A 19,992-nucleotide genomic window follows, 5' to 3' on the forward strand; every position below is an offset into this window, starting at 1 on the left:
ATTTATGGTATTAACAGATAAAAAAGTTTGGACTTGGCACAGCGGCCTGGATGCTGACCTGTATAAAATTAGAAAACACCTTCACCAAAATCCAGAGCTGTCATTTCAAGAGTTTGAAACAAGCCAATATATTTGTTCTTGGCTGGATCATTGGGGTATTCCATATAAAAAAATTTGTGAAACAGGGGTAATAGTGGACATTTGGGGTGAAATGGGAGAGGGTCCTCAAATTGCTTTAAGAGCAGACGTTGATGCATTACCGATCAATGAGAGGACAGGTTTATCCTTTTCTTCTAAAAAATCTAATGTTATGCATGCCTGCGGCCACGACGGTCATACAACCATTTTGCTTGGCGCTGTTTATCATCTTTGGCATTATAAATCTCAATTAAAAGGGATGGTTCGTTGCATTTTTCAGCCGGGTGAAGAGGCCGAAGGAGCGGCTAAAAAGATGATAGAAGAAGGGGTTTTGGATAATCCTCAAATACAAGAAATGATTGCGCTCCATTTATGGCCAAAGCTTCCTCTAGGTACAATAGGCATCAAAACTGAGGGTGTGACGGCTTCTTGCGATGATTTCTCCATTGAAATTAGGGGGAAAGGCGGTCATGCAGCGCGCCCTCATCAAGCTGTTGACGCTATAGCTATTGGGGCTGAGGTTATCAAGTCTCTGCAATTTTTATCTGCAAAAAATCAAGATCCTGTTGATCCTTTAGTCATTCATGTAGGTAAGATTAACGGTGGATCAGCAAATAATGCTGTCGCTGATAAAGTGACGATTGAAGGGACGATACGAACAATTTCAACAAATGCCCGAACGGATATAAAGTCTAAATTTTTAAAATTAATTTCCGGAATTATCGAGCAATACGGCGGAGAGGTAAATATCAATTATGTTGATGGGCATCCAGCAGTCATTAATGATTTAAAAGTAACTGACAAAGTAATTAAAAGCGCGGCTAGAATAATAGGCGAAAATCACATTATTAAATTACCAAGTCCTTCAATGGGCGCTGATGATTTTGGCTTTTACTCAGAGAAAATTCCGAGTACCTACTTTCGTTTAGGTATAGCCGAGGAAAATCAAGAATTCTATGATTTGCATCATCCGAAATTTCAATTTGACGAATCAGTGATTCCGATTGGCGCGCAAATTTTTATTGAATATGCAATGAATTGCTTGAAAGGGGAATAACAACATGGCGACAAAGGAATTAAGCAAAAAATATGAAGAAGTTTTACAAATTGTTGAAGAACAAAACATTGAATTTATTCGTTTTGAGTTTTTGGACTATGCAGGTGTCACAAGGGGTAGAACAATTAGAGGAAATCGCCTTAAAGAAGTGATGGAAAAAGGCATTAATTTTAGTACTGCGATCATGAGCTTTGATATTTTCGAAGAAATGATAGCGAATCCTTCGTATGGTTCAGGTGATGGCGACTTTTTTGCTGTACCCGATCCTTCTACATTCGCTATTATTCCCCATCGGAAAAACACGGCCCGAATGCTGTGTGATTTAGTTGATATCAACGGTGATCCTTGGATCGGATGCCCGAGAAATGCTTTAAAGAGGCTGTTAAATGAATTGGAATCAACATTGGGCGGAACATTGTATATGGCCTATGAACAAGAAGCTTATTTACTAAAAGAAGAGGATGGCAAAAGAATACCGGCTGATAACAGTCATTGTTTTTCAACTGACGGGATTGATATCCAAGAAGAATTTGTTCAAAGTTTTGTTCATGCATTAGAAGAAATGGGAGTTAAAACCGAACAAATATCAAGCGAATATGGACCAGGTCAGCTTGAAGTTAATTTAAAATATGCACCCGCTTTAAAAGCAACAGATGACCAGGTCACTTTTATGCATATGTTTAAACAACTTGCCAGGAAACAAGGATTAATCGGAACTTTAATGCCAAAACCTTTCAAAGATTTACCAGGAAGCGGATTACATGTACACATTAGTTTATATAACGAGGCTGGAGAAAATTTGTTTAAAGATGTAACTGATCAAAGAGGGTTGGATCTATCCGAAGAAGCTTACTATTTTATAGGCGGGCTTTTAAAACACGCGGGGTCGCTTATTGCCATAGGCGCACCGAGTTTTAATTCCTATAAACGTATGCAACCGGGATCATGGGCACCCGCTCATATCTGCTACGGTGCTGGAAACAGGTCTGTATTAGTCCGAATACCGGAAAAAAGGAGAGAAAGAAGATTCGAATTTAGAGGAGCAGACGGAACTTGTAATCCTTATTTGTTAACTACTTGCTTGCTCGCTGCTGGCATTGATGGCATTAGAAATAAAATTGATCCAGGTGAGCCGATCAAAGAGGATGTCAGTCACTTTAATGAAATTCAAATGCTGGAAAATGGCGTTCTATGGGGTCCTCGTACACTTGATGAAGCATTACACAGTTTAGCAAAAGATACAATACTTGCCAATACAATCGGGAGAGATATTTGGGAAGAATTTATTAAAATTAAACAAACCGAATGGAATAAGTATTGTCAACATGTAAGTGACTGGGAATTAGAATTGTTTTCTGATAGATTTTAGACTTAAAAATCGCAGTGGAGATAGTTTCAGGTAATAAATTTCTTAATAATGATAATAACCTAATCCTTGAAATAAGTCATTTACTGTTAAGTCAATGGCGGGAGGTTAATAATGAAGTATATTCGTTTATTAGCGTTTGTTCCGTTTGTCGGAATGTTAGGTTTTTTGCCATTTGTCAATAGAGTTACACCTTATATATTAGGCATGCCTTTTATTCTTTTTTGGATGGTTTTATGGGTAGTCATAACATCTGCAGCGATGGGAGCCATTTATAAATTCGACCCGGCTTGCAGGGAGGATGATATAGAATGAATGTTGCTCTGGTTATTATACTTTTATCACTACTTATAGCAATTATTTTAGCTGTTTGGGCAAAAAAAGGAAAGGAAATGAATCTTGAGCAATGGACCGTAGGCGGGAGGAATTTTGGGGCGACACTTGTATTTTTTTTAATGGCTGGGGAGTTCTACACAACTTTTACATTTCTTGGCGGAAGCGGATGGGCTTATGGGAAAGGAGGCCCCGCCTTTTATATTCTAGGGTATCTTTCATTAGAATACGTCATTGCATTCTTTTTCTTCCCTGCTGTTTGGGAATATGGGAAAAAACATAAATTGGTATCGCAACCTGATATTTTTGTCAGTAAATATAAGAGTCAATTGCTTGGTATTATTGTTGCAATAGTTGGTGTAATGGCCATAATACCTTATCTAGTGGTTCAATTCAAAGGTTTGGGAATTTTGGTTTCTATGTCATCTTATGGATCGATTTCATCTACTGCAGCAATATGGCTTGGCGGGATTTCACTTGGTATCTATGTTATGATCTCTGGTATTCACGGTTCCGCTTGGACGTCAGTTTTAAAGGATTTCTTAATCATTCTTGTTGTCATCTTTCTTGGAATTTATATGCCTTTCCATTACTATGGCGGATTACACAATATGTTTGAAGCCATAACGAAAGTAAAGCCAGACTTTCTAACACTGCCTGATAAGGGTTTAAATTCTTCTTGGTTTATTTCCACTGTCATTATGAATGTCATCGGTGCATTTATGTGGCCGCATGTTTATGGGTCGATTTTTTCTTCGCGCGGAAAAAAAGCGCTGCGAAGAAACGCAGCGATTATGCCCCTATATACACTCATGCTGCTTTTTGTGCTATTTATAGGATTTACTGCTGTTTTACAAGTTCCAGGACTAAAAGATCCGGATCTTTCTTTATTGCAACTTTCTGTAAAAACTTTTGACCCGTGGTTTGTTGGAATAATTGGAGGCGTTGGTTTATTGACCGCTTTGGTTCCCGGGTCGATTCTTATTATGACGGCCGCAACCTTATTATCGAAGAATGTCTATAAGGTTTTGGTTCCTTTAGCGAATGAAAAGCAAGTTTCAATACTGGCGAAGGTGCTTGTCCCAATTATTACACTTATTTCAATTTATTTTACACTTAGTGGTGGGAAAACAATTGTTTTCTTGCTTTTAGTAGGATTCAGTATTTCAGCACAGGTGGCGCCAGCTTTATTTTACAGCTTTTTGAAAAATAACTTTGTTACTAAGCAAGGGGCAATTGCAGGCATAATAGTTGGCCTTATTATTATCGGTTATATTGACATTACTGGTAGAACAGTGAGTTCCCTATTCCCTTTTTTACCGCAGTTTGTAAAAGATATGAATATTGGGATTATAGCTTTGGCTGTAAATATTATTGTCATGCTGGTTGTCAGTCTGTTAACAAAAGGGCTATCCCATTCGAATTCGAAAAATGAACAAGGAAAAGTAAATCATTTGATTTAAACAACCATTAAATTTTAAATCAGAATGCCAAACCATTGGAGGACTATAAAAAAGGCAGTAACCTAGCGAAAAAGTTGATATATTTAAAAGTAAAGCTGCGCACTCTAATTAAAAAAAGGACTCAATAATTAAAATTGCCATGTATTTTTTGTACATGGCTTTTTAAAATTATACCAATATAAGTCTAAGTGGATGGGGAAGAATGTTCAAAGATAAGATCACTGAATCTTAACATTAACTTTATCAATCGCATGATACCCATAACCTTTTCGATTCCACTGACTGGCAATTGGTTGTACGTATCCGCATGAATCTGTTGCTCTGGACATGATGGTGAATTCGCCTTTTGTTTCCGCCTGCCAATCAATAGTCCAATTTGTCCAAGTATATGGGGAACGAGAACTGGCGTTAAGTGTTGCTTCTGTCCAGGATTGGCCATGATCTGTACTAACGTCGACCCGGGTTATTTCTCCATAGCCGCTCCAAGCCATGCCTTTTATTTTATGAATCCCTTGATTTAGGATTGATAAATTCAGAGGCTGCTGAATCATTGAATTAACATGGATAATGGTAACGGGTTTTTTTCCTTCGTCGCTATCTTCATTAGGATAATAGACATAATCTTCGGTTTGGAATTGTCCTTTGAATGTATGATCAATAACTTTAATTCTCTTTATCCATTTAACAGAAGCCATCGCATACCATTGCGGCACAATCAGACGTAAGGGATAGCCATGTTTAAAGGGTATAGGCTTTCCATTAAATTCATAGGCAATGATGGTATCAGGATGAAGCGCTTTTTCAATTGGCAAACTGCGGGCATAATAGAGCGGGGTACTTATTCCCGGCATCAGACCCCAATCATATCCTTCAAAGACTATCTCTTTTGCAGTGTACTTTAATCCTGCATATTGCAACAGGTCTTTTAAAGGAACTCCTTTCCAATCCCCCTGACTCATTGCGCCGGCTCCCCATTGTTCGCCAAATACCTTTGGAATAAATAGCTGCCGTTTATTACCTGCACACTCAAGTAAAACTTTCACTGTTCTTGATGGAAAAGACAGAAGCTGCTGAAATGAAAAAATCCTTGGTTTATAAACTTCACCTGTAATTGGCAGAAAGAATGATTGTTTTGTCAGTTTAGGGTATGGAAAGTGATTTCGGCGGTAAAAGTACGATGGCGGTGTATTGTCATTTAATAAAAAATTAAGCGGTGTTTCTTGATTTTCAGGCATTAGGGTTCTTGTGATAAGGTATGGGCTGACAGGGGGAGTCGATGTCTCGTTTTTATGTTTCATAGAGCCTCCTGTACAAACAATATTATTCCCATTTTATGAACCCAGATTTTAAAATAGCATCCTTTATCCAAACTCTTTCGAAAAGTTCATAAATATAGTTATTTAGAATCAAAAATATGAGATTCAGTTCAAATAGTTTGAGAGTTGAACTTTATGGGTAATAAAATAAGGGTATAAAAAATGACGGCTCACCAATCTTTGTTATTGGTAATTAGTCGTCTCTTTTTATTCACGGCCCCGGGGATCATATAAATCCAAAAGAAAGAAGATGAATCTTTTAATGATGGACATTCCGCCTTTTTAAACACTATTAATATACCAAAACAACAGGAATCCAAAAGTTAAATTTAATTCATTCATCAATAATTGTTCTTAATCTAATAGGAGTGACACGATGAAAGACCGAAAAAAACCAAAATCAGAAGGTCTTGACCGATCATTAAAAGATAGGCATATACAATTTTTGGCTCTTGGAGGGGTCATTGGTGTCGGGCTGTTCTACGGCGCGTCTCAAGCTGTAAAAATAGCAGGTCCCGGGGTGCTAATTGCTTATATATTAGCTGGCGTGATTGTCTCAATTGTGATGAGGGCATTAGGGGAATTAACAGTAGAAAGACCAATTGCCGGTTCCTTCAGCAGATACGCCTATGATCTTCTTGGACCGCGAATGGGATTTCTTACCGGAGGCATGTGGTGGTTCCTTTGGGTTGCTACTGTTATGTCGGAACTCGCTGCTATCGGGAAACTGATTCAATTTTGGTTTCCTCATTTTCCAGAGTGGGTGCCGGGACTCATTGCACTTGTATTGTTCACACTTTCAAATCTCATGGTTGTTAAAATTTTTGGAGAGCTGGAATTTGTTTTTTCTATTTTAAAGGTATTGGCTATTATCGTTTTTATGGTATTTGGCCTATTAATGATTTTAACCGGTATTTTTAATCATGGAAATGTTGTCGGACTGACAAATCTATGGGCGCATCATGGTTTCTTGCCATATGGATGGTTTGGTGTTGTACAAGCGGTATCTCTTGTTATTCAAGGGTATGCAGGTATTGAAACATTAGCTGTCGAAGCGGGAGAGTCCGATAGTCCCCGTTCTTCCATGCCAAAGGCGTTTCGCAGCGTCACTTTCCGGGTGTCGTTTTTCTATATTGGTTCAATATTCATTATGCTGTGTGCTTATCCTTGGACAAAATTAATTCATCAAGATGGCAGTCCATATGTTTTACTATTTACGCAAGCCGGCATTCCTTTAGCGGCATCTGCCGTCAATATAATCATTATTTTTGCGGGGCTTTCGTCATGTAATACAGGTGTTTACGGAGGCGGCAGGGCGCTGTTTACGATGGCCAATGACAATATGCTGCCAAAAGCATTCTCAAAACTGAGCAAAAATCAAGTGCCTTATATCTCTATTATTGTGACTGCATTGGCCATGTCTATCGGTACAATCGTTACTTATTTATCACCAAGCTATGTGTATATCTGGATTACAAGCGCTTCAGCCTTTGCATCTATTTTTACATGGGCAGTCATCTTGATTTTAGAATTAATCTACAGACATAAAGCGAAGAAACAAGGAAGGACTTTTCATTATCCAATGCCGTTTTGGCCGGTTCTTCCTATTATCGGTTTGATCATGTTAGTTCTCGCTTTTGTTTCTATTGTTTCGTCGCCATTAACAAGGGTATCCGTATTTGCAGGTATTCTATGGTTGGTTATTTTACTTGTATACTACCAATTGGCGATTGCACCAAAACATAAAAAAGAAAAGATCATGCAAGAAAACAGTGAAAGACAAACAATGAACGGTTAAGTAATCGGCCCTTGATTGTTTTTGTAAAGGAGGTGGTTTGTAAAAAAATTTAGTGAATAGTCTAGATAACCAAAAGGAGGATTCAAATCATGGCTAAAGCAGATTTACTTATTACCAATGCAAACATTTTAACTTTGGACTCAACAAACAGAAAAGCAGGTTCTCTGGCAGTAACTGACGGACGCATTAGCGGTATATGGTCAGAATCAGAACCTCCAAGAAATGCTGTGGAAGTAACACCTGAAACCGAGGTTATTAATCTAAAAGGTGAAACTTTAATCCCGGGTTTTATTGAAACGCATAACCATATCTTGGGTTATTCCCAATTTCGTAAACAAGTAGATTGCAGTTCTCCGCTTAATCAAAACATTGATGATATCATTAAGAACATTAACCATAAAGCGAATCAAACACCCGCTGGAAAATGGGTTTTGGGACAAGGCTATGATGATACACTGCTCGCCGACAACCGTCATCCGACACGAGAAGACCTGGATAAAGCAGCGCCGGACCATCCCGTTCTCGTCAGGCATGCTTCTGGGCATATTGCTGTTGCCAACTCAAAGGCATTAGAATTGGCCAGTTTAAATGAGAAGGTACCGGATCCGCAAGGCGGACATTATGGAAAATATGATAATGGGCAGCTGAATGGTGTTATTTATGAAATGTCAGCGATGAAACCATTATCCGAGGTTCTGCCTAAACCAACAAAAGAAGATTTAATCAATGATTTGGGAGAAGCGGCTAAAGATTATATGGCTCAAGGAATTACAATGAATTCCGATGCTGCAATAGGATTAATGGGCAGCGGCGAAGATTTGGATGTTCATTTAGAAGCAGCTGAAAAAGGCATTAATCCTATGCGTGCCCAATTATTGATCATGCACCATTTATTGCGCGAAGACGGGCCATTTGCCGGGTACACTGCCGAGCAGCTGGATGAGGAAATCCGCAGCCGCTCTAACGGACGTGCACGATTGGACAGCGCAAAAATGTTCCAAGACGGTTCAATCCAAGGTTTAACGGGTGCGCTAAGGAAGCCATATTATTGTGATGAAAATTTGTATGGTGACCTTTACCATAATCAAGAGGATTTTAATAAAGAAGTTCTTGATCTTCATAAGCGCGGTTTCCGAATTGCTACTCACGGTAATGGGGACAGGGCTATTGGTTCGATAATTGAAGCTTATACCAACGCTTTAGATGATACGCCTAAAACTGACCACAGACACCGGATTGAACATGTGCAAACAGCAACCCCGGAGGATCTTGATGTCATGCAAAAGTATCATATTGCCGGTTCATTCTTTATTAATCATGTTTATTATTATGGTGACAGGCATAAGCGAATCTTTCTCGGACCTGAAAGGGCTGCGCGTATCAGCCCATTAAAAGATGCGGTACGTCGCGGGTTGCTCTTTACCCTGCATTCTGATTGTCCGGTGACACCGATTTCTCCGCTTCACCTGATTTGGGCTGCGGTGAACCGCATAACAAGGGAAGGGGAAGTATTAGGCGCTGAACAACGGATTGATGCTTTAACTGCATTAAGAACAATGACAATAGACGGCGCAAGATTAAATTTTGACGAAGAACATTCAGGAAGCATTGAAATAGGCAAGCGGGCAGATTTCGCTGTTCTTGAATCTGATCCAATTGATATAAATCCTAAAGATATTAAGGATATACCAATTAAAGCGACATTTATTGACGGTAAAATTGTATATGGACAAAAAGGTTTTTAATTGCAAAGCCAGTTGGCATTGACCAGCTGGCTTTGACTCTACAAATTTGAATTTATAGAAAATTAATTAAAATGTATTGACATTTTATCAATTGATGAAATATAATGAATTTACTAAAGAAAATGACGAACTAGGTGATTTGATATGAGTTTTTCTTTTAATTCAAAAATTCCATTATACTACCAAATTAGGGAAGACATCCTACATAAAATTGAGCAAGGTCACTACAATGTTGGTGATCAGCTGCCTTCTGAATTGCAGCTTGTTGAAGATTATGGTGTCAGCCGCCCAACGATTCGCCAGGCGATATCTGAATTAGTCCAGGAGGGGTATTTGATTCGCGGCCGGGGAAGAGGCACTTTTGTTTCTCAGCCTATGATCACTGATAATGCGCTTGTATTTTCCTCATTCGAAGAAGAGTCAAATATTGAATATCATTGGGAAAAAGTCGTTGAATGTAATATAATTAACGCTTCTTCCGAAATAGCAAGAGATCTGAATCTAACGGCTAATGATGAAGTTTTTGAAATTACTGTGTTAAAGGGCATATACCAGGATTGTTTAACTATTCGCACTTCGCAAATCCCGGTGAAACTGGCACCAGGACTTTTTGAAGCGGAAAATTTAAAGGATCTCCGGTTATATAAAATTTTAAGGGAAAATTATGGATTGGTACCTACAAATTCAAAACAATCCTTTCAATCAGTACCTGCTGCACAGGATGAGTCTGCCTTATTAGAAGTTGATCTCGGCAGTCCGTTAACACTATGGCGCGGTGTACTCTATTCGAATGAAGTGCCAATGGCAAGAGTAAAGACATTATTCCGCGGCGACAGATTCAGGTTTGAGATTACACAAAATGAAGGGGCAAAAGATACCGCTGTCATGAAATTAGTCAATTTATCTGATTAATTTCTTGACGTTTATATATTTTCTGTATCTTTAACAGTAAATGTCATGACATTAGTATGTTATGCGTTTATTATATATGCTGCAAACAGATGAAACCGCATTCAAGTTTTTAATTATTGCATATGAGAACAAAAGGAGGTTTTAAACATGGGAAATGTTGAAACGAGTGTAAAAAAGAAAACAAAACTAAAAATGACACCAAGTGAGGCAATCGTAGAAACTTTAGTAGCAGAAGGTATTGATCATATCTCAGGGATTCTGGGATCAGCTTTTATGGACATGCTTGATCTGCTGCCAACTGCAGGCATCAAATTTATTCCGGTCCGCCATGAACAAAGCGCGGCGCATATGGAAGATGCTTATACTCGTATTACCGGTAAAGCGGGCGTTGTTGTCGGCCAGAACGGCCCCGGCATCACAAATATGGTGACTTCTGTTGCGGCGGCCAATATGGCGCATACGCCAATGGTAGTGATTTCACCATCTGCCGGCACATCATCCATCGGCTGGGACGGCTTCCAAGAATGTGATCAAGTGTCCGTTTTTGAAGCGATTACGAAAGAAACCGTTCGTGTCCCGCATCCGTCCAGAGTGGCTGACTGCCTTAGAACAGCTTTCCGTATCGCATATGCGGAGCGCGGTCCAGTGCTTTACGATATTCCGCGTGACTATTTCTACGGGGAAATTGAAGATTACATCCTTGAGCCTCACCAATATCGCGCTGAATCCCGCGGCTCGGGTTCGCTTGAATCGATTGAAAAGGCGGCTGAACTTCTGGCTGAAGCGAAAAATCCAGTCATTATCTCAGGAAGAGGTACGGTTGACGCTGACGGCATTGATGTTGTTAAGGAAATAGCTGAACACTTAACGGCGCCGGTGGCAACGTCTTATATGCATAATGATGCTTTCCCGGCTGATCATCCGTTAGCGGTTGGCCCGATCGGTTATATGGGTTCAAAAGCAGCGATGAACACGATTAAGGATGCCGATGTCCTGCTTGCTATCGGCACGAGACTGTCAGTCTTCGGCACACTGCCTTGTTATGACATTGATTATTTCCCTGAGCAGGCAAAAATCATTCAAATCGACATTAATCCGAAACATATCGCCCGTCCACACCATGTTGAAGTAGGTATCGTCGGTGACGCTAAAGCGGCAAGCGTTGAAATTTGTAAACGGTTAAAAGAGAAGAAGCCGAATGTTCAAGTCGATAAAGAACGTATGGCCAAAGTTGCCGAAGAAAAAAGAAAGTGGGAAGAAGAACGTGTTGAATTAGCGATGATCGAAGGGACACCAATCAACCCGCGCCGTGCTTTACTGGAAATTTCAAGAGCGATTCCGGAGAATACGGTTGTGACAAGTGACATCGGTAATACGTCATCAACCGCTAACGCTTATTTCGACTTCACTCAAAGCCGCAAGCATATTGCCGCATTAACATTCGGCAACTGTGGTTTTGCTTATCCTGCAGCGATTGGCGCAAAAATTGCAGACCCTGATTCTCCAGTTATTGCGATTGTCGGTGATGGCGCCTGGGGCATGAGTTTGCACGAGGTCAGCACAGCTGTAGAACAAAAGCTGCCGGTTGTTGCCTGCGTATTTAACAATGGCGCATGGTGTGCAGAGAAGAAAAACCAAGTGGATTTCTACAATAACCGCTTTGTCGGCGCTGATATTGAAGGACCAAACTTTGCGGAAGTGGCTAAAGCAATGGGGGCAAACGGTGTAACGATTGATCGTCCTGAGGATATTAAGGGAGCGATTGAGGAAGCAATAAAATCTGATAAACCGACTGTTCTGAATATTAAAGTGGATGGTACGCAATTAGCACCGCCATTCAGAAAAGACGCTCTAAAAATGCCTCACCGCTTATTGCCTAAGTATGCACACTTAGATGTTGAAAATTGGGATAAATAATAGACTTCAGAGGATAGGCTTGTCTTACGGCAAGCCTATCTATTAAGAAGTATTATCTGAATATTGAAATAACCATCCAGAAAAGCAAACAAAAAACAAGCTTTTTTAGGAGGAGAATGATGGAAAGTCAGCAGAAACCTAATTCTGAAGGACTAAGCCGTTCTTTAAATAATAGGCATATACAATTTTTGGCTTTAGGCGGCGTTATAGGTGTCGGTTTGTTTTACGGTGTATCCCAAGCGATTCAAGTGGCTGGACCAGGTGTCATTATTGCTTACATATTAGCTGGCATTGTTGTTGCCATCGTTATGAGAGCTTTAGGTGAATTAACAGTAGAAAAACCAGTAGCCGGTTCGTTCAGCCGTTATGCAAATGACTTTTTTGGACCTCGTATGGGGTTTGTCACAGGCGGCATGTGGTGGTTTTTCTGGGTCGCTACCGTTATGTCGGAACTCGCTGCTATCGGTAAATTGGTTCAGTTTTGGTATCCGGCATTTCCTGTATGGGTTCCAGGATTAATTTCGCTTGTATTATTTACAGTCTCTAATTTATTAGTTGTTAAGTTATTCGGAGAGCTGGAATTTGTATTTGCGATTTTAAAAGTTCTTGCGATTATTGTATTTATGGTGTTTGGTGCATTAATGGTTTTAACAGGTGTATTTAACCATGGTGATGTTGTTGGATTAACTAATCTTTGGTCGCATCACGGGTTTTTGCCTTATGGTTGGATAGGGGTCATTCAGGCCGTTTCACTTGTTATCCAAGCCTATTCCGGTGTTGAAACATTAGCTGTAGAAGCCGGAGAATCGGGAGATCCTACCGCTTCAATGCCAAAAGCATTCCGGAGCATCACCTTTAGGGTGTCATTTTTTTACATCGGCTCAATATTAATTATGCTTTGTGCTTATCCATGGATTAACTTAGCTCACGCAAGCGGAAGTCCTTATGTTCTCTTATTTAAACAAGTTGGGATTCCGGCAGCGGCAACAATAGTTAACTTAATCATTATTTTTGCAGGATTATCTTCATGTAATACAGGTGTATACGGAGGCAGCAGAGTATTATTCAGTATGTCACATGATAAGATGATGCCTGATGGTTTTAAGAAATTAAATAAAAATCAAGTGCCGTATATAGCAATTATTATCACAGCTGTTGCCATTTCTATTGGAACAATTATTACTTATTTTGCGCCGGACTATGTTTATATCTGGATTACAAGCGCTTCAGCCTTTGCATCGATTTTTACATGGTTTGTCATTTTAGTTTTGGAAATAACTTTCAGATTCAGGACATCCAAAAGCGGAGAGGGATTGCAATACCCAATGCCATTTTGGCCAATACTCCCGATCATTGGGCTCATTATGCTTGTTCTGGCTTTTGCTGCCATCGTTTATTCACCATTAACAAGAATTTCGGTACTTTCAGGGATTGTTTGGCTGGCATTATTACTCGTTTATTACCAATTAGTTGTGGCACCTAAGTATAAAAAACTAAATTTTAAAGGAGAAAAATCATTAGAAGAAGAAGGGTTTGATATGTAAACACTGGACACAGAAAGGAGATTGAAAAATGCGTCACTTAGATAATCATGTTAAAGCCGTTATATTTGATTGGGGGGGTACTCTTGTTGATTATGGATGCATGGCTCCGGTAGAAGTTTTTATTGAAATATTTAATCGAAAAGGGATTGAGATAACATTAAAGGAAGCAAGGGAACCGATGGGATTAGAGAAAATGGATCATATCCGGACGATTCTTAACATGAACCGCATCAATAATATGTGGGTGGAAAAGTACAACAGACAACCTGATGAACAAGATATTCACGAACTCTATGGAACATTTGAACCAATATTATTAGAAAAGCTTCCTCAATACTCTGAACCTGTCCCCGGTGCCATAAATAGTGTTAATCATTTAAAAAAGTTGGGTATAAAGATAGGTACAACAACAGGCTACAATCGTAAAATGATGGAGGTTGTTGCACCTATTGCGGATAAAAAAGGTTTAAAAGTGGATTCAATCGTTACATCCGATGAAGTGCCAAAGGGGAGACCTCATCCGTGGATGTGTTATCAAAACGCAATCAATCTTCAAGTCTATCCAATGTCACAATTAGTAAAAGTAGGTGACACGGTTAATGATATTATTGAAGGTATTAACGCCGGTATGTGGACTGTCGGTATCATTAAAGGCGGAAGTGAACTTGGACTTTCTGAAGATCAAATCAAAAATGTTGAGTCAGTTCAATTAAATGAAAGCATAAAATCAGTGGAAAGAAAATTTTATGAGGCAGGCGCTGATTTTGTTATAGAAGATATAAATGAACTGACTGATGTTATTGATAGAATTAATGACATGATCGAAACTGAAAACCTGCAGTTGAACAAGAAATGAAGCTTTTACTTTAAACGTCTAAACAAATTTACGCTGACTTGCATATCTTTTACTAAAGCAAAAAAGTTTGCCAATGGAAAGATGTGGACGGAATGATGAGAAAGGATCCTCTGACATCAGTGTATATGACGGTTTCATTGCTTCACAAACTGCATATTTTTAGTGATAACGAAGCTAAAGACCTGTTATCAAAAATTAAAAGTAAAAAGATAAGGAATACTTGGAACTAAGCTGCAGCCCCCTCCCTTTGAAAGGGAGGGGGTGCTTCAATTATAAATTAAAGCATTAGAGAATTTATTTATCTTCGCCCGCAGACTAACTGTCAGCGGGGATGAATAAAACCCCCGCTGATGGAAGTTTCACTTTATTTGACTTAAAAAACAGACGTTTGATACCTTTAATATATACATAGGTAATTTGACAAAAGAAGGTATGAATGTGAACGAAAAAAATTATGTTGATTTAGACGAAGAAACTTTATTTACCGTTTCACAAATATTTAAGGCTCTTTCCGATCCGACAAGAATTAAAATTCTTTATTTGTTATCTCAAGGTGAATGCTCAGTGACTCAAATTTCAGAGCAGCTCGATTTACTTCAATCTACAGTATCCCACCAATTAAGATTTTTAAAAAATTTACGGCTTGTTAAATCAAGACGAAGCGGCAAAACCATTTTTTACTCTAACGATGATGATCATGTGATCAACATATTGCAGCAAACCATAAATCATGCAAGACATGAATAATAACCATATTCTTTCTTTAATATATAGCATCGGCTGTCAGTCTCGCGATCGTCCTCCTGATATTATTTATGGATGGTGTATGTCGTGTTGGATGGACACGGTTAGTTAATAAAATAACAATCGTATTGTTTTTCGGGCTAATAACTACCGATGTCCCGGTAAATCCTGTATGTCCCATAGTATTCGGGGCGGTTAATGCATCCATATACCACTCTTGCCCGAGTTCAACCCCTAAACCATGGGGATGGTTTTGAAACTTGGACAGCTGGTTTGTTTCCATTAATTGAACTGTTGATGGCTTTAGAATTCGCTTTCCCTTATAGCATCCGCCATTTAGAAGCATTTGGCTGAATTTAGCAAGGTCAGAAGCAGTAGAAAAAATCCCCGCATGACCTGCCGTCCCGCCTAATGCCCACGCTTTTTCATCATGAACCTGCCCCCAAACCAGACCGCGATCCGTCCACGGCTGATATTCAGTTGCCGCAATTCTTGCCTTTAAAAAAAGGCCGGGGTTGTACATTGTATCTTTCATTCCAAGAGGGGCTGTCACATGCTTTTTTACAAACTCGTCCAGTCGCTCTCCGGAAAGCTTTTCAATTAGTGCCTCAAGAGTCATCATATTTAAGTCACTGTATGTATAGGTTGACCCAGGCTGATTTTTTAACGGGTATTTTAAGACATATTGCAGCTTGTCTTGATGTGAGCCCTTAATTTTAAATAAGGATGTCTTCATTCGCGAAGGGAACCCCGAAGTATGTGTCATCAGTTGTTTTATAGTGACCTTTTCTTTACCGTTTTTGGCGAAACCGGGCAAATAGTTTACAACAGGATCATTCAATTGAAATTTTCCTTGCTCATATAATTGTAAAGCAGCAACCGTCGTAAAAAGTTTACTGATTGATGCGAGATCAAATATTGTATTTTTAGTCATTTTAATTGGATTCTTTAAAGGGGAAAAATCAGCATCCTTATATTTTAAGGCATAACCGTAAGCTCTTTCTTTTACAATGATCCCTGAACGCGCTATCAAGACGACAGCCCCCGGCATGACCTTTTCTTTAATGGCTTTGTTGATTTTATTGTCAATCATTTTTAACGGTTTCTGCCTCATATGTGCGTCTTTAGCTGAACCGGCATGCAAAACAGGCGATGATTGACCAGAATAATCACATGCATTGGGTAAAAAATCTTTATTAATGTTCGACTTCTGTTCAATGATTTGCTGATCCTCTTTAGCATTTACCGTATCACCCGGCATTAAAAATGCTCCGCTTATAATAAAACAGGATAAAATAATACTTAAAGTTTTTCTCATGGCAGCCTCCTTTCAAATTATTTTGTAAAAGTCTGCATGCTTTTATGAAAAAAAAGGCAGGAGTGATTCCTGCCTTTTACTTATATAATAAATACTTCTTTCTTTTCTTTTCGAATTGTTTCGACGCAGGCTGCCATTTCTTTTCCATGCTTTGAATAGAAACGCCGGCATTGATATCTTTTCTTATCCATCCGTTTCCAACTAAACGGTCAAACTGAGAGATGCCATTTTTGTCTTCAGCGCTGAATTGAAATTTGTCAGGGTACATGTCATGAATTGTTTTAATAATCGACAACCCGGTAATGACCGGTTCGTAAGTCTGTTTATCAATGACATGGATTTGAACGCCGTGAACAAGTTGGCCGCTGTATTTCGAAAAGGTCGGAGTAAATGATGCATCTCGAAAGATAACGCCTGGTAAATGCAAATCATTTAAATGTTGGGCAAGCTTCAATCCGTTAATAAAGGGTGCACCCATCAATTCGAATGGCCGGGTCGTTCCCCGTCCTTCAGAAATGTTTGTCCCTTCTAATAGACCGGTTCCCGGATAAACAAGTGCGGTATCCTCGGCAGGCATATTAGGAGATGGCATGACCCAGGATAAATTTGTATCACTATAAGACATCTCCCGTTTCCAGCCTTTCATTTTTACAACCGTTAAATCGGCGTTAATATGATATTCTTTATTAAGGTAACCGGCTAACTCTCCAACCGTCATGCCGTGCCGGATCGGAATAGGATATAGGCCTACGAATGAAGCGTATTTCGGATCGAGTACCGGTCCTTCAACGTGAGTGCCGCCAATCGGATTAGGCCGGTCCAGTACAATAAAAGGGATATGATTTTCATGAGCTGCCTGCATCGCATAAGCCATTGTCGAAATATAAGTGTAATATCTTGTGCCGACATCTTGTATATCAAATACTAAAGCATCAACATTTTTAAGCATTTCCGGCGTAGGCTTTTTGGTATCGCCGTATAAACTGTAGACGGGGAGCCCTGTTTCTTCGTCAATATATTTATCGACTTGTTCGCCGGCCTGTGCGCTTCCCCGAACGCCATGCTCGGGACCGTATAAAGCAACAAGCTTGATGTCCGGATCGTGAAATAATAAATCGACATCACTCTCAAGCTTCTGATTGACGCCGGTAGGATTAGTAATTAATCCTACACGTTTTCCTTTAAGTAAATCTTTCTTTTCGTTTAATAATCTATCAATACCTAATTGAATGTCTCGGTGATGGTGCGGCGGCTTTCGAGATACTGATTTTTCGCTATGCCCTGAAGCTGATACAGCAACCGTCGATAAAATTAACAATAAAATGCCTAGAGACAGTATCCATTTTTTCATGCCATTCACCTCAATTTATTAATATCCGCGGCATAGTAATGAAGACCAAACCCAAATGGATAAAGCGGTTTACCCTTAGGACCAGGAATCGTGACTGGTAATTGTCCTTTTGGATCATTTTTGCCAAAAATAGTGGCAGCCGATGCTTTAAAATTAGCGTCATTAAAAGCATATTGGGCGAGATACGCGTCAACTTTTGGATACGCCATAATGTCATAAGGGTTGCGAATAGCTACAGCAATCACTGGTTTATTTAATTTATTAATTAATTGATTGACGAGTTGCATCTGCGGACTTGTCTTTGCTCTGCCATTAACATCAGACGTATAGGTGCCGATGATAACTGCGCTTGAATGTTTAACTTGGTTGAGCTGTGTATCATTAAGCGGGCCAGCTGCGTCTATTGTTGTTATATTTGAATGATATTTTTTTATTGCACTTGATAAACCATCTAAATAATTATGTCCGATAACGGTAATGTTGCTGCTTTTATTATTTTTTAAAGGCAGCACGTTTTGATTTTTAATAAGCGTAACGGCCTGATTAGCCGCGTTTTGTTCAATTTGTTTATGTTTAGGAGAGCCGACAATGCGAGTGGCCCGGTTGATTTTTTTGTTAAGATCATCCGTTTTTTCAGATTTTATAATGCCTTTGTTGATTTTTAAAGTTAAAATGCGCTTAACAGAATCCTTAATACGCTGTTCTTTAATATCCCCGTTCTTTACAGCATTATTGAGACCATTGTATACGCTGTCAAGGTCAACAGGCATTGTTAAAATATCAGCGCCAGCGTTAACCGCTCTAATCGCTGCATCGACGCTGCCAAAGTTATCGGTAATCGCTTGCATATTCATGGCATCGGTAAAAATAACACCCTTAAAACCCATTTGCTCACGTATAAGGCCTGTCAGAATTTTATGAGAAAGGGTAGCCGGCAATGAAATCATACTGCCGTCCTTTTTCGAAACAACCTTTGTATCATCTATTTTTGGAAAAGTGATATGGGCAGTCATGACAGCGTCCAATCCTGCACCCATTGCCTTGTTAAAAGGATATAATTCTACCTTTTTTAATCGGTTAAGATCATAAGGAACCGAAGGGAGGCCAAGATGCGAGTCTACGGCTGTATCACCGTGGCCCGGGAAGTGTTTGCCCGTTGCTGCGATACCGCTGTCATACAGACCGTTCATATAAGAAATTCCCAACCGTGCGACAAGCTTCGGATCCTCGCCAAATGATCTGACGCCAATGACAGGATTATCCGGATTATTATTCACATCGAGAACAGGTGCCATGTCCATATTAATACCCAAAGCAGAAAGCTCCTCACCAGTGGCTTGTCCGACTTGCTTGGCCAGTTTCTCCGATCTTGCTGCCCCTAAGGCCATATTGCCGGGCATAGCAGTTCCCGATTGAACGCGGGTAACGATGCCGCCTTCTTGATCAGTTGTCAGTAAAAGACCGTATTTATCACTGGCTTTTTGATAGTCTTCTGTCAGCTTGACAATTTGCTTAGTGTTTACAAGATTTTCCCGGAAGAGAATGACACCGCCTAAATGATATTTATCAATTTGCTCACGAATTTGCGGCAGCATTTCTGTTACATCTTTTCCATTATAAGTTCTAAAGTCAGGCATAAGCATTTGCCCGATTTTTTCACCAAGTGTCATTCTTTTCACTGCATTGTTGACGACATCATATTTCGAACCCTTTTGTTTAATGATTTTTGTGATTGGTTGGGCGTTACCTTTGGCGCCTGATTTTTTAGACTCTATCATGATTCGGTCACTATGGGCGCCGTCAGTGACCTTAATTAATGACCGTCCGGGATGACTGGTCATTTTTACAAGACCGTTGTGATCTACGGTCGCAACTTTCTTATTAGATGAAGACCAAACAAGGTGTGAGGACGTTTGCGTAAAATGTCCGTCCGAATAAGTGTGGATCGCCTTAAGTTGAATCCGCAAATTTTTTATTTCATTTTTGATTTGCGGCACATTTTGCAAAATGATTAAATTCGTCATTTGATTTTTTTCCTTTGCATGTGTGGGATGGGATGAGAGCAGTTGGGAAGCAATAAGTAAAACGGCTGTCATGCAAGTCATCGCTTTTTTACTCAATTTAAACATTTCTC

At 39.6% G+C, this 19,992-nt stretch carries 15 protein-coding genes; 11 read left to right on the forward strand and 4 right to left on the reverse strand.

Annotated features, from left to right (window positions below):
* Positions 1 to 4 precede the first annotated feature (4 nt).
* From ACFQRG_RS07630 to ACFQRG_RS07645, 4 genes are all read left to right on the forward strand, one after another.
* Positions 5 to 1,195 carry a M20 metallopeptidase family protein gene (locus ACFQRG_RS07630; protein ID WP_380965266.1) on the forward strand — a complete coding sequence of 397 codons (1,191 nt, stop codon included), beginning with the start codon at positions 5 to 7 and terminating at the stop codon, positions 1,193 to 1,195.
* Between the two features lie 4 nt (positions 1,196 to 1,199).
* The gene (locus ACFQRG_RS07635) at positions 1,200 to 2,564 is read left to right on the forward strand and encodes a glutamine synthetase family protein (RefSeq protein WP_380965267.1); all 1,365 of its coding nucleotides are present in this window, start codon (positions 1,200 to 1,202) and stop codon (positions 2,562 to 2,564) included.
* Positions 2,565 to 2,675: 111 nt separating this feature from the next.
* Entirely contained in the window at positions 2,676 to 2,876 is a 201-nt protein-coding gene (locus tag ACFQRG_RS07640) for a DUF3311 domain-containing protein (protein ID WP_380965268.1), read from the forward strand.
* Positions 2,873 to 4,357 (forward strand): sodium:solute symporter family protein, encoded by a 1,485-nt coding sequence (locus ACFQRG_RS07645; RefSeq protein WP_380965269.1) that lies wholly within the window; start codon positions 2,873 to 2,875, stop codon positions 4,355 to 4,357. The genes ACFQRG_RS07640 and ACFQRG_RS07645 overlap by 4 nt, the downstream gene beginning before the upstream one ends.
* A 218-nt stretch (positions 4,358 to 4,575) precedes the next feature.
* Here the strand turns inward: ACFQRG_RS07645 and ACFQRG_RS07650 are convergent, their stop codons facing one another.
* Positions 4,576 to 5,655, reverse strand: coding sequence for a sulfite oxidase (locus tag ACFQRG_RS07650; RefSeq protein ID WP_380965270.1), 1,080 nt, complete (start codon positions 5,653 to 5,655; stop codon positions 4,576 to 4,578).
* 394 nt (positions 5,656 to 6,049) lie between these two features.
* Between ACFQRG_RS07650 and ACFQRG_RS07655 the strand changes: the two genes are divergently transcribed.
* The 7 genes from ACFQRG_RS07655 (at position 6,050) to ACFQRG_RS07685 (ending at position 15,192) form a co-directional block, all read left to right on the forward strand.
* Positions 6,050 to 7,471: an amino acid permease gene (locus tag ACFQRG_RS07655; protein ID WP_380965271.1), complete on the forward strand. Its 1,422-nt coding sequence runs from the start codon at positions 6,050 to 6,052 to the stop codon at positions 7,469 to 7,471.
* Positions 7,472 to 7,560: 89 nt separating this feature from the next.
* Entirely contained in the window at positions 7,561 to 9,216 is a 1,656-nt protein-coding gene (locus ACFQRG_RS07660; protein ID WP_380965272.1) for an amidohydrolase, read from the forward strand.
* A 144-nt stretch (positions 9,217 to 9,360) separates the two neighbouring features.
* Positions 9,361 to 10,128 carry a GntR family transcriptional regulator gene (locus ACFQRG_RS07665; RefSeq protein WP_380965273.1) on the forward strand — a complete coding sequence of 256 codons (768 nt, stop codon included), beginning with the start codon at positions 9,361 to 9,363 and terminating at the stop codon, positions 10,126 to 10,128.
* A 147-nt stretch (positions 10,129 to 10,275) separates the two neighbouring features.
* Positions 10,276 to 12,045 (forward strand): sulfoacetaldehyde acetyltransferase, encoded by a 1,770-nt coding sequence (gene xsc, locus ACFQRG_RS07670; protein WP_380965274.1) that lies wholly within the window; start codon positions 10,276 to 10,278, stop codon positions 12,043 to 12,045.
* A gap of 119 nt (positions 12,046 to 12,164) precedes the next feature.
* Complete coding sequence (locus ACFQRG_RS07675; RefSeq protein ID WP_380965275.1) at positions 12,165 to 13,589, forward strand: amino acid permease; 1,425 nt, start codon at positions 12,165 to 12,167, stop codon at positions 13,587 to 13,589.
* Between the two features lie 28 nt (positions 13,590 to 13,617).
* The gene (gene phnX / locus ACFQRG_RS07680; protein WP_380965276.1) at positions 13,618 to 14,445 is read left to right on the forward strand and encodes a phosphonoacetaldehyde hydrolase; all 828 of its coding nucleotides are present in this window, start codon (positions 13,618 to 13,620) and stop codon (positions 14,443 to 14,445) included.
* Positions 14,446 to 14,877: 432 nt separating this feature from the next.
* The gene (locus tag ACFQRG_RS07685; protein WP_380965277.1) at positions 14,878 to 15,192 is read left to right on the forward strand and encodes an ArsR/SmtB family transcription factor; all 315 of its coding nucleotides are present in this window, start codon (positions 14,878 to 14,880) and stop codon (positions 15,190 to 15,192) included.
* A gap of 16 nt (positions 15,193 to 15,208) precedes the next feature.
* Here the strand turns inward: ACFQRG_RS07685 and ACFQRG_RS07690 are convergent, their stop codons facing one another.
* From ACFQRG_RS07690 to nagZ, 3 genes are all read right to left on the reverse strand, one after another.
* A complete protein-coding gene (locus tag ACFQRG_RS07690; RefSeq protein ID WP_380965278.1) occupies positions 15,209 to 16,507 on the reverse strand; it encodes a serine hydrolase domain-containing protein in 1,299 nt (432 codons plus the stop codon).
* 76 nt (positions 16,508 to 16,583) lie between these two features.
* On the reverse strand, positions 16,584 to 17,858 hold the full coding sequence (locus ACFQRG_RS07695) for an exo-beta-N-acetylmuramidase NamZ family protein (protein ID WP_380965279.1): 1,275 nt from the start codon (positions 17,856 to 17,858) through the stop codon (positions 16,584 to 16,586).
* Between the two features lie 5 nt (positions 17,859 to 17,863).
* The gene (gene nagZ / locus ACFQRG_RS07700) at positions 17,864 to 19,987 is read right to left on the reverse strand and encodes a beta-N-acetylhexosaminidase (RefSeq protein WP_380965280.1); all 2,124 of its coding nucleotides are present in this window, start codon (positions 19,985 to 19,987) and stop codon (positions 17,864 to 17,866) included.
* Positions 19,988 to 19,992: the final 5 nt, after the last annotated feature.

Source organism: Scopulibacillus cellulosilyticus (genome assembly GCF_042665295.1).
GTDB classification, from domain to species: Bacteria; Bacillota; Bacilli; order Bacillales; family Sporolactobacillaceae; genus Scopulibacillus_A; species Scopulibacillus_A cellulosilyticus.

Excerpts from the sequence above, each read along its gene's own strand:
- ACFQRG_RS07630 (WP_380965266.1), top strand. The coding sequence starts at position 5 with ATGGTATTAACAGATAAAAAAGTTTGGACTTGGCACAGCGGCCTGGAT.
- ACFQRG_RS07635 (WP_380965267.1), top strand. The coding sequence starts at position 1,200 with ATGGCGACAAAGGAATTAAGCAAAAAATATGAAGAAGTTTTACAAATT.
- ACFQRG_RS07640 (WP_380965268.1), top strand. The coding sequence starts at position 2,676 with ATGAAGTATATTCGTTTATTAGCGTTTGTTCCGTTTGTCGGAATGTTA.
- ACFQRG_RS07645 (WP_380965269.1), top strand. The coding sequence starts at position 2,873 with ATGAATGTTGCTCTGGTTATTATACTTTTATCACTACTTATAGCAATT.
- ACFQRG_RS07650 (WP_380965270.1), bottom strand. The coding sequence starts at position 5,655 with ATGAAACATAAAAACGAGACATCGACTCCCCCTGTCAGCCCATACCTT.
- ACFQRG_RS07655 (WP_380965271.1), top strand. The coding sequence starts at position 6,050 with ATGAAAGACCGAAAAAAACCAAAATCAGAAGGTCTTGACCGATCATTA.
- ACFQRG_RS07660 (WP_380965272.1), top strand. The coding sequence starts at position 7,561 with ATGGCTAAAGCAGATTTACTTATTACCAATGCAAACATTTTAACTTTG.
- ACFQRG_RS07665 (WP_380965273.1), top strand. The coding sequence starts at position 9,361 with ATGAGTTTTTCTTTTAATTCAAAAATTCCATTATACTACCAAATTAGG.
- xsc (WP_380965274.1), top strand. The coding sequence starts at position 10,276 with ATGGGAAATGTTGAAACGAGTGTAAAAAAGAAAACAAAACTAAAAATG.
- ACFQRG_RS07675 (WP_380965275.1), top strand. The coding sequence starts at position 12,165 with ATGGAAAGTCAGCAGAAACCTAATTCTGAAGGACTAAGCCGTTCTTTA.
- phnX (WP_380965276.1), top strand. The coding sequence starts at position 13,618 with ATGCGTCACTTAGATAATCATGTTAAAGCCGTTATATTTGATTGGGGG.
- ACFQRG_RS07685 (WP_380965277.1), top strand. The coding sequence starts at position 14,878 with ATGAATGTGAACGAAAAAAATTATGTTGATTTAGACGAAGAAACTTTA.
- ACFQRG_RS07690 (WP_380965278.1), bottom strand. The coding sequence starts at position 16,507 with ATGAGAAAAACTTTAAGTATTATTTTATCCTGTTTTATTATAAGCGGA.
- ACFQRG_RS07695 (WP_380965279.1), bottom strand. The coding sequence starts at position 17,858 with ATGAAAAAATGGATACTGTCTCTAGGCATTTTATTGTTAATTTTATCG.
- nagZ (WP_380965280.1), bottom strand. The coding sequence starts at position 19,987 with ATGTTTAAATTGAGTAAAAAAGCGATGACTTGCATGACAGCCGTTTTA.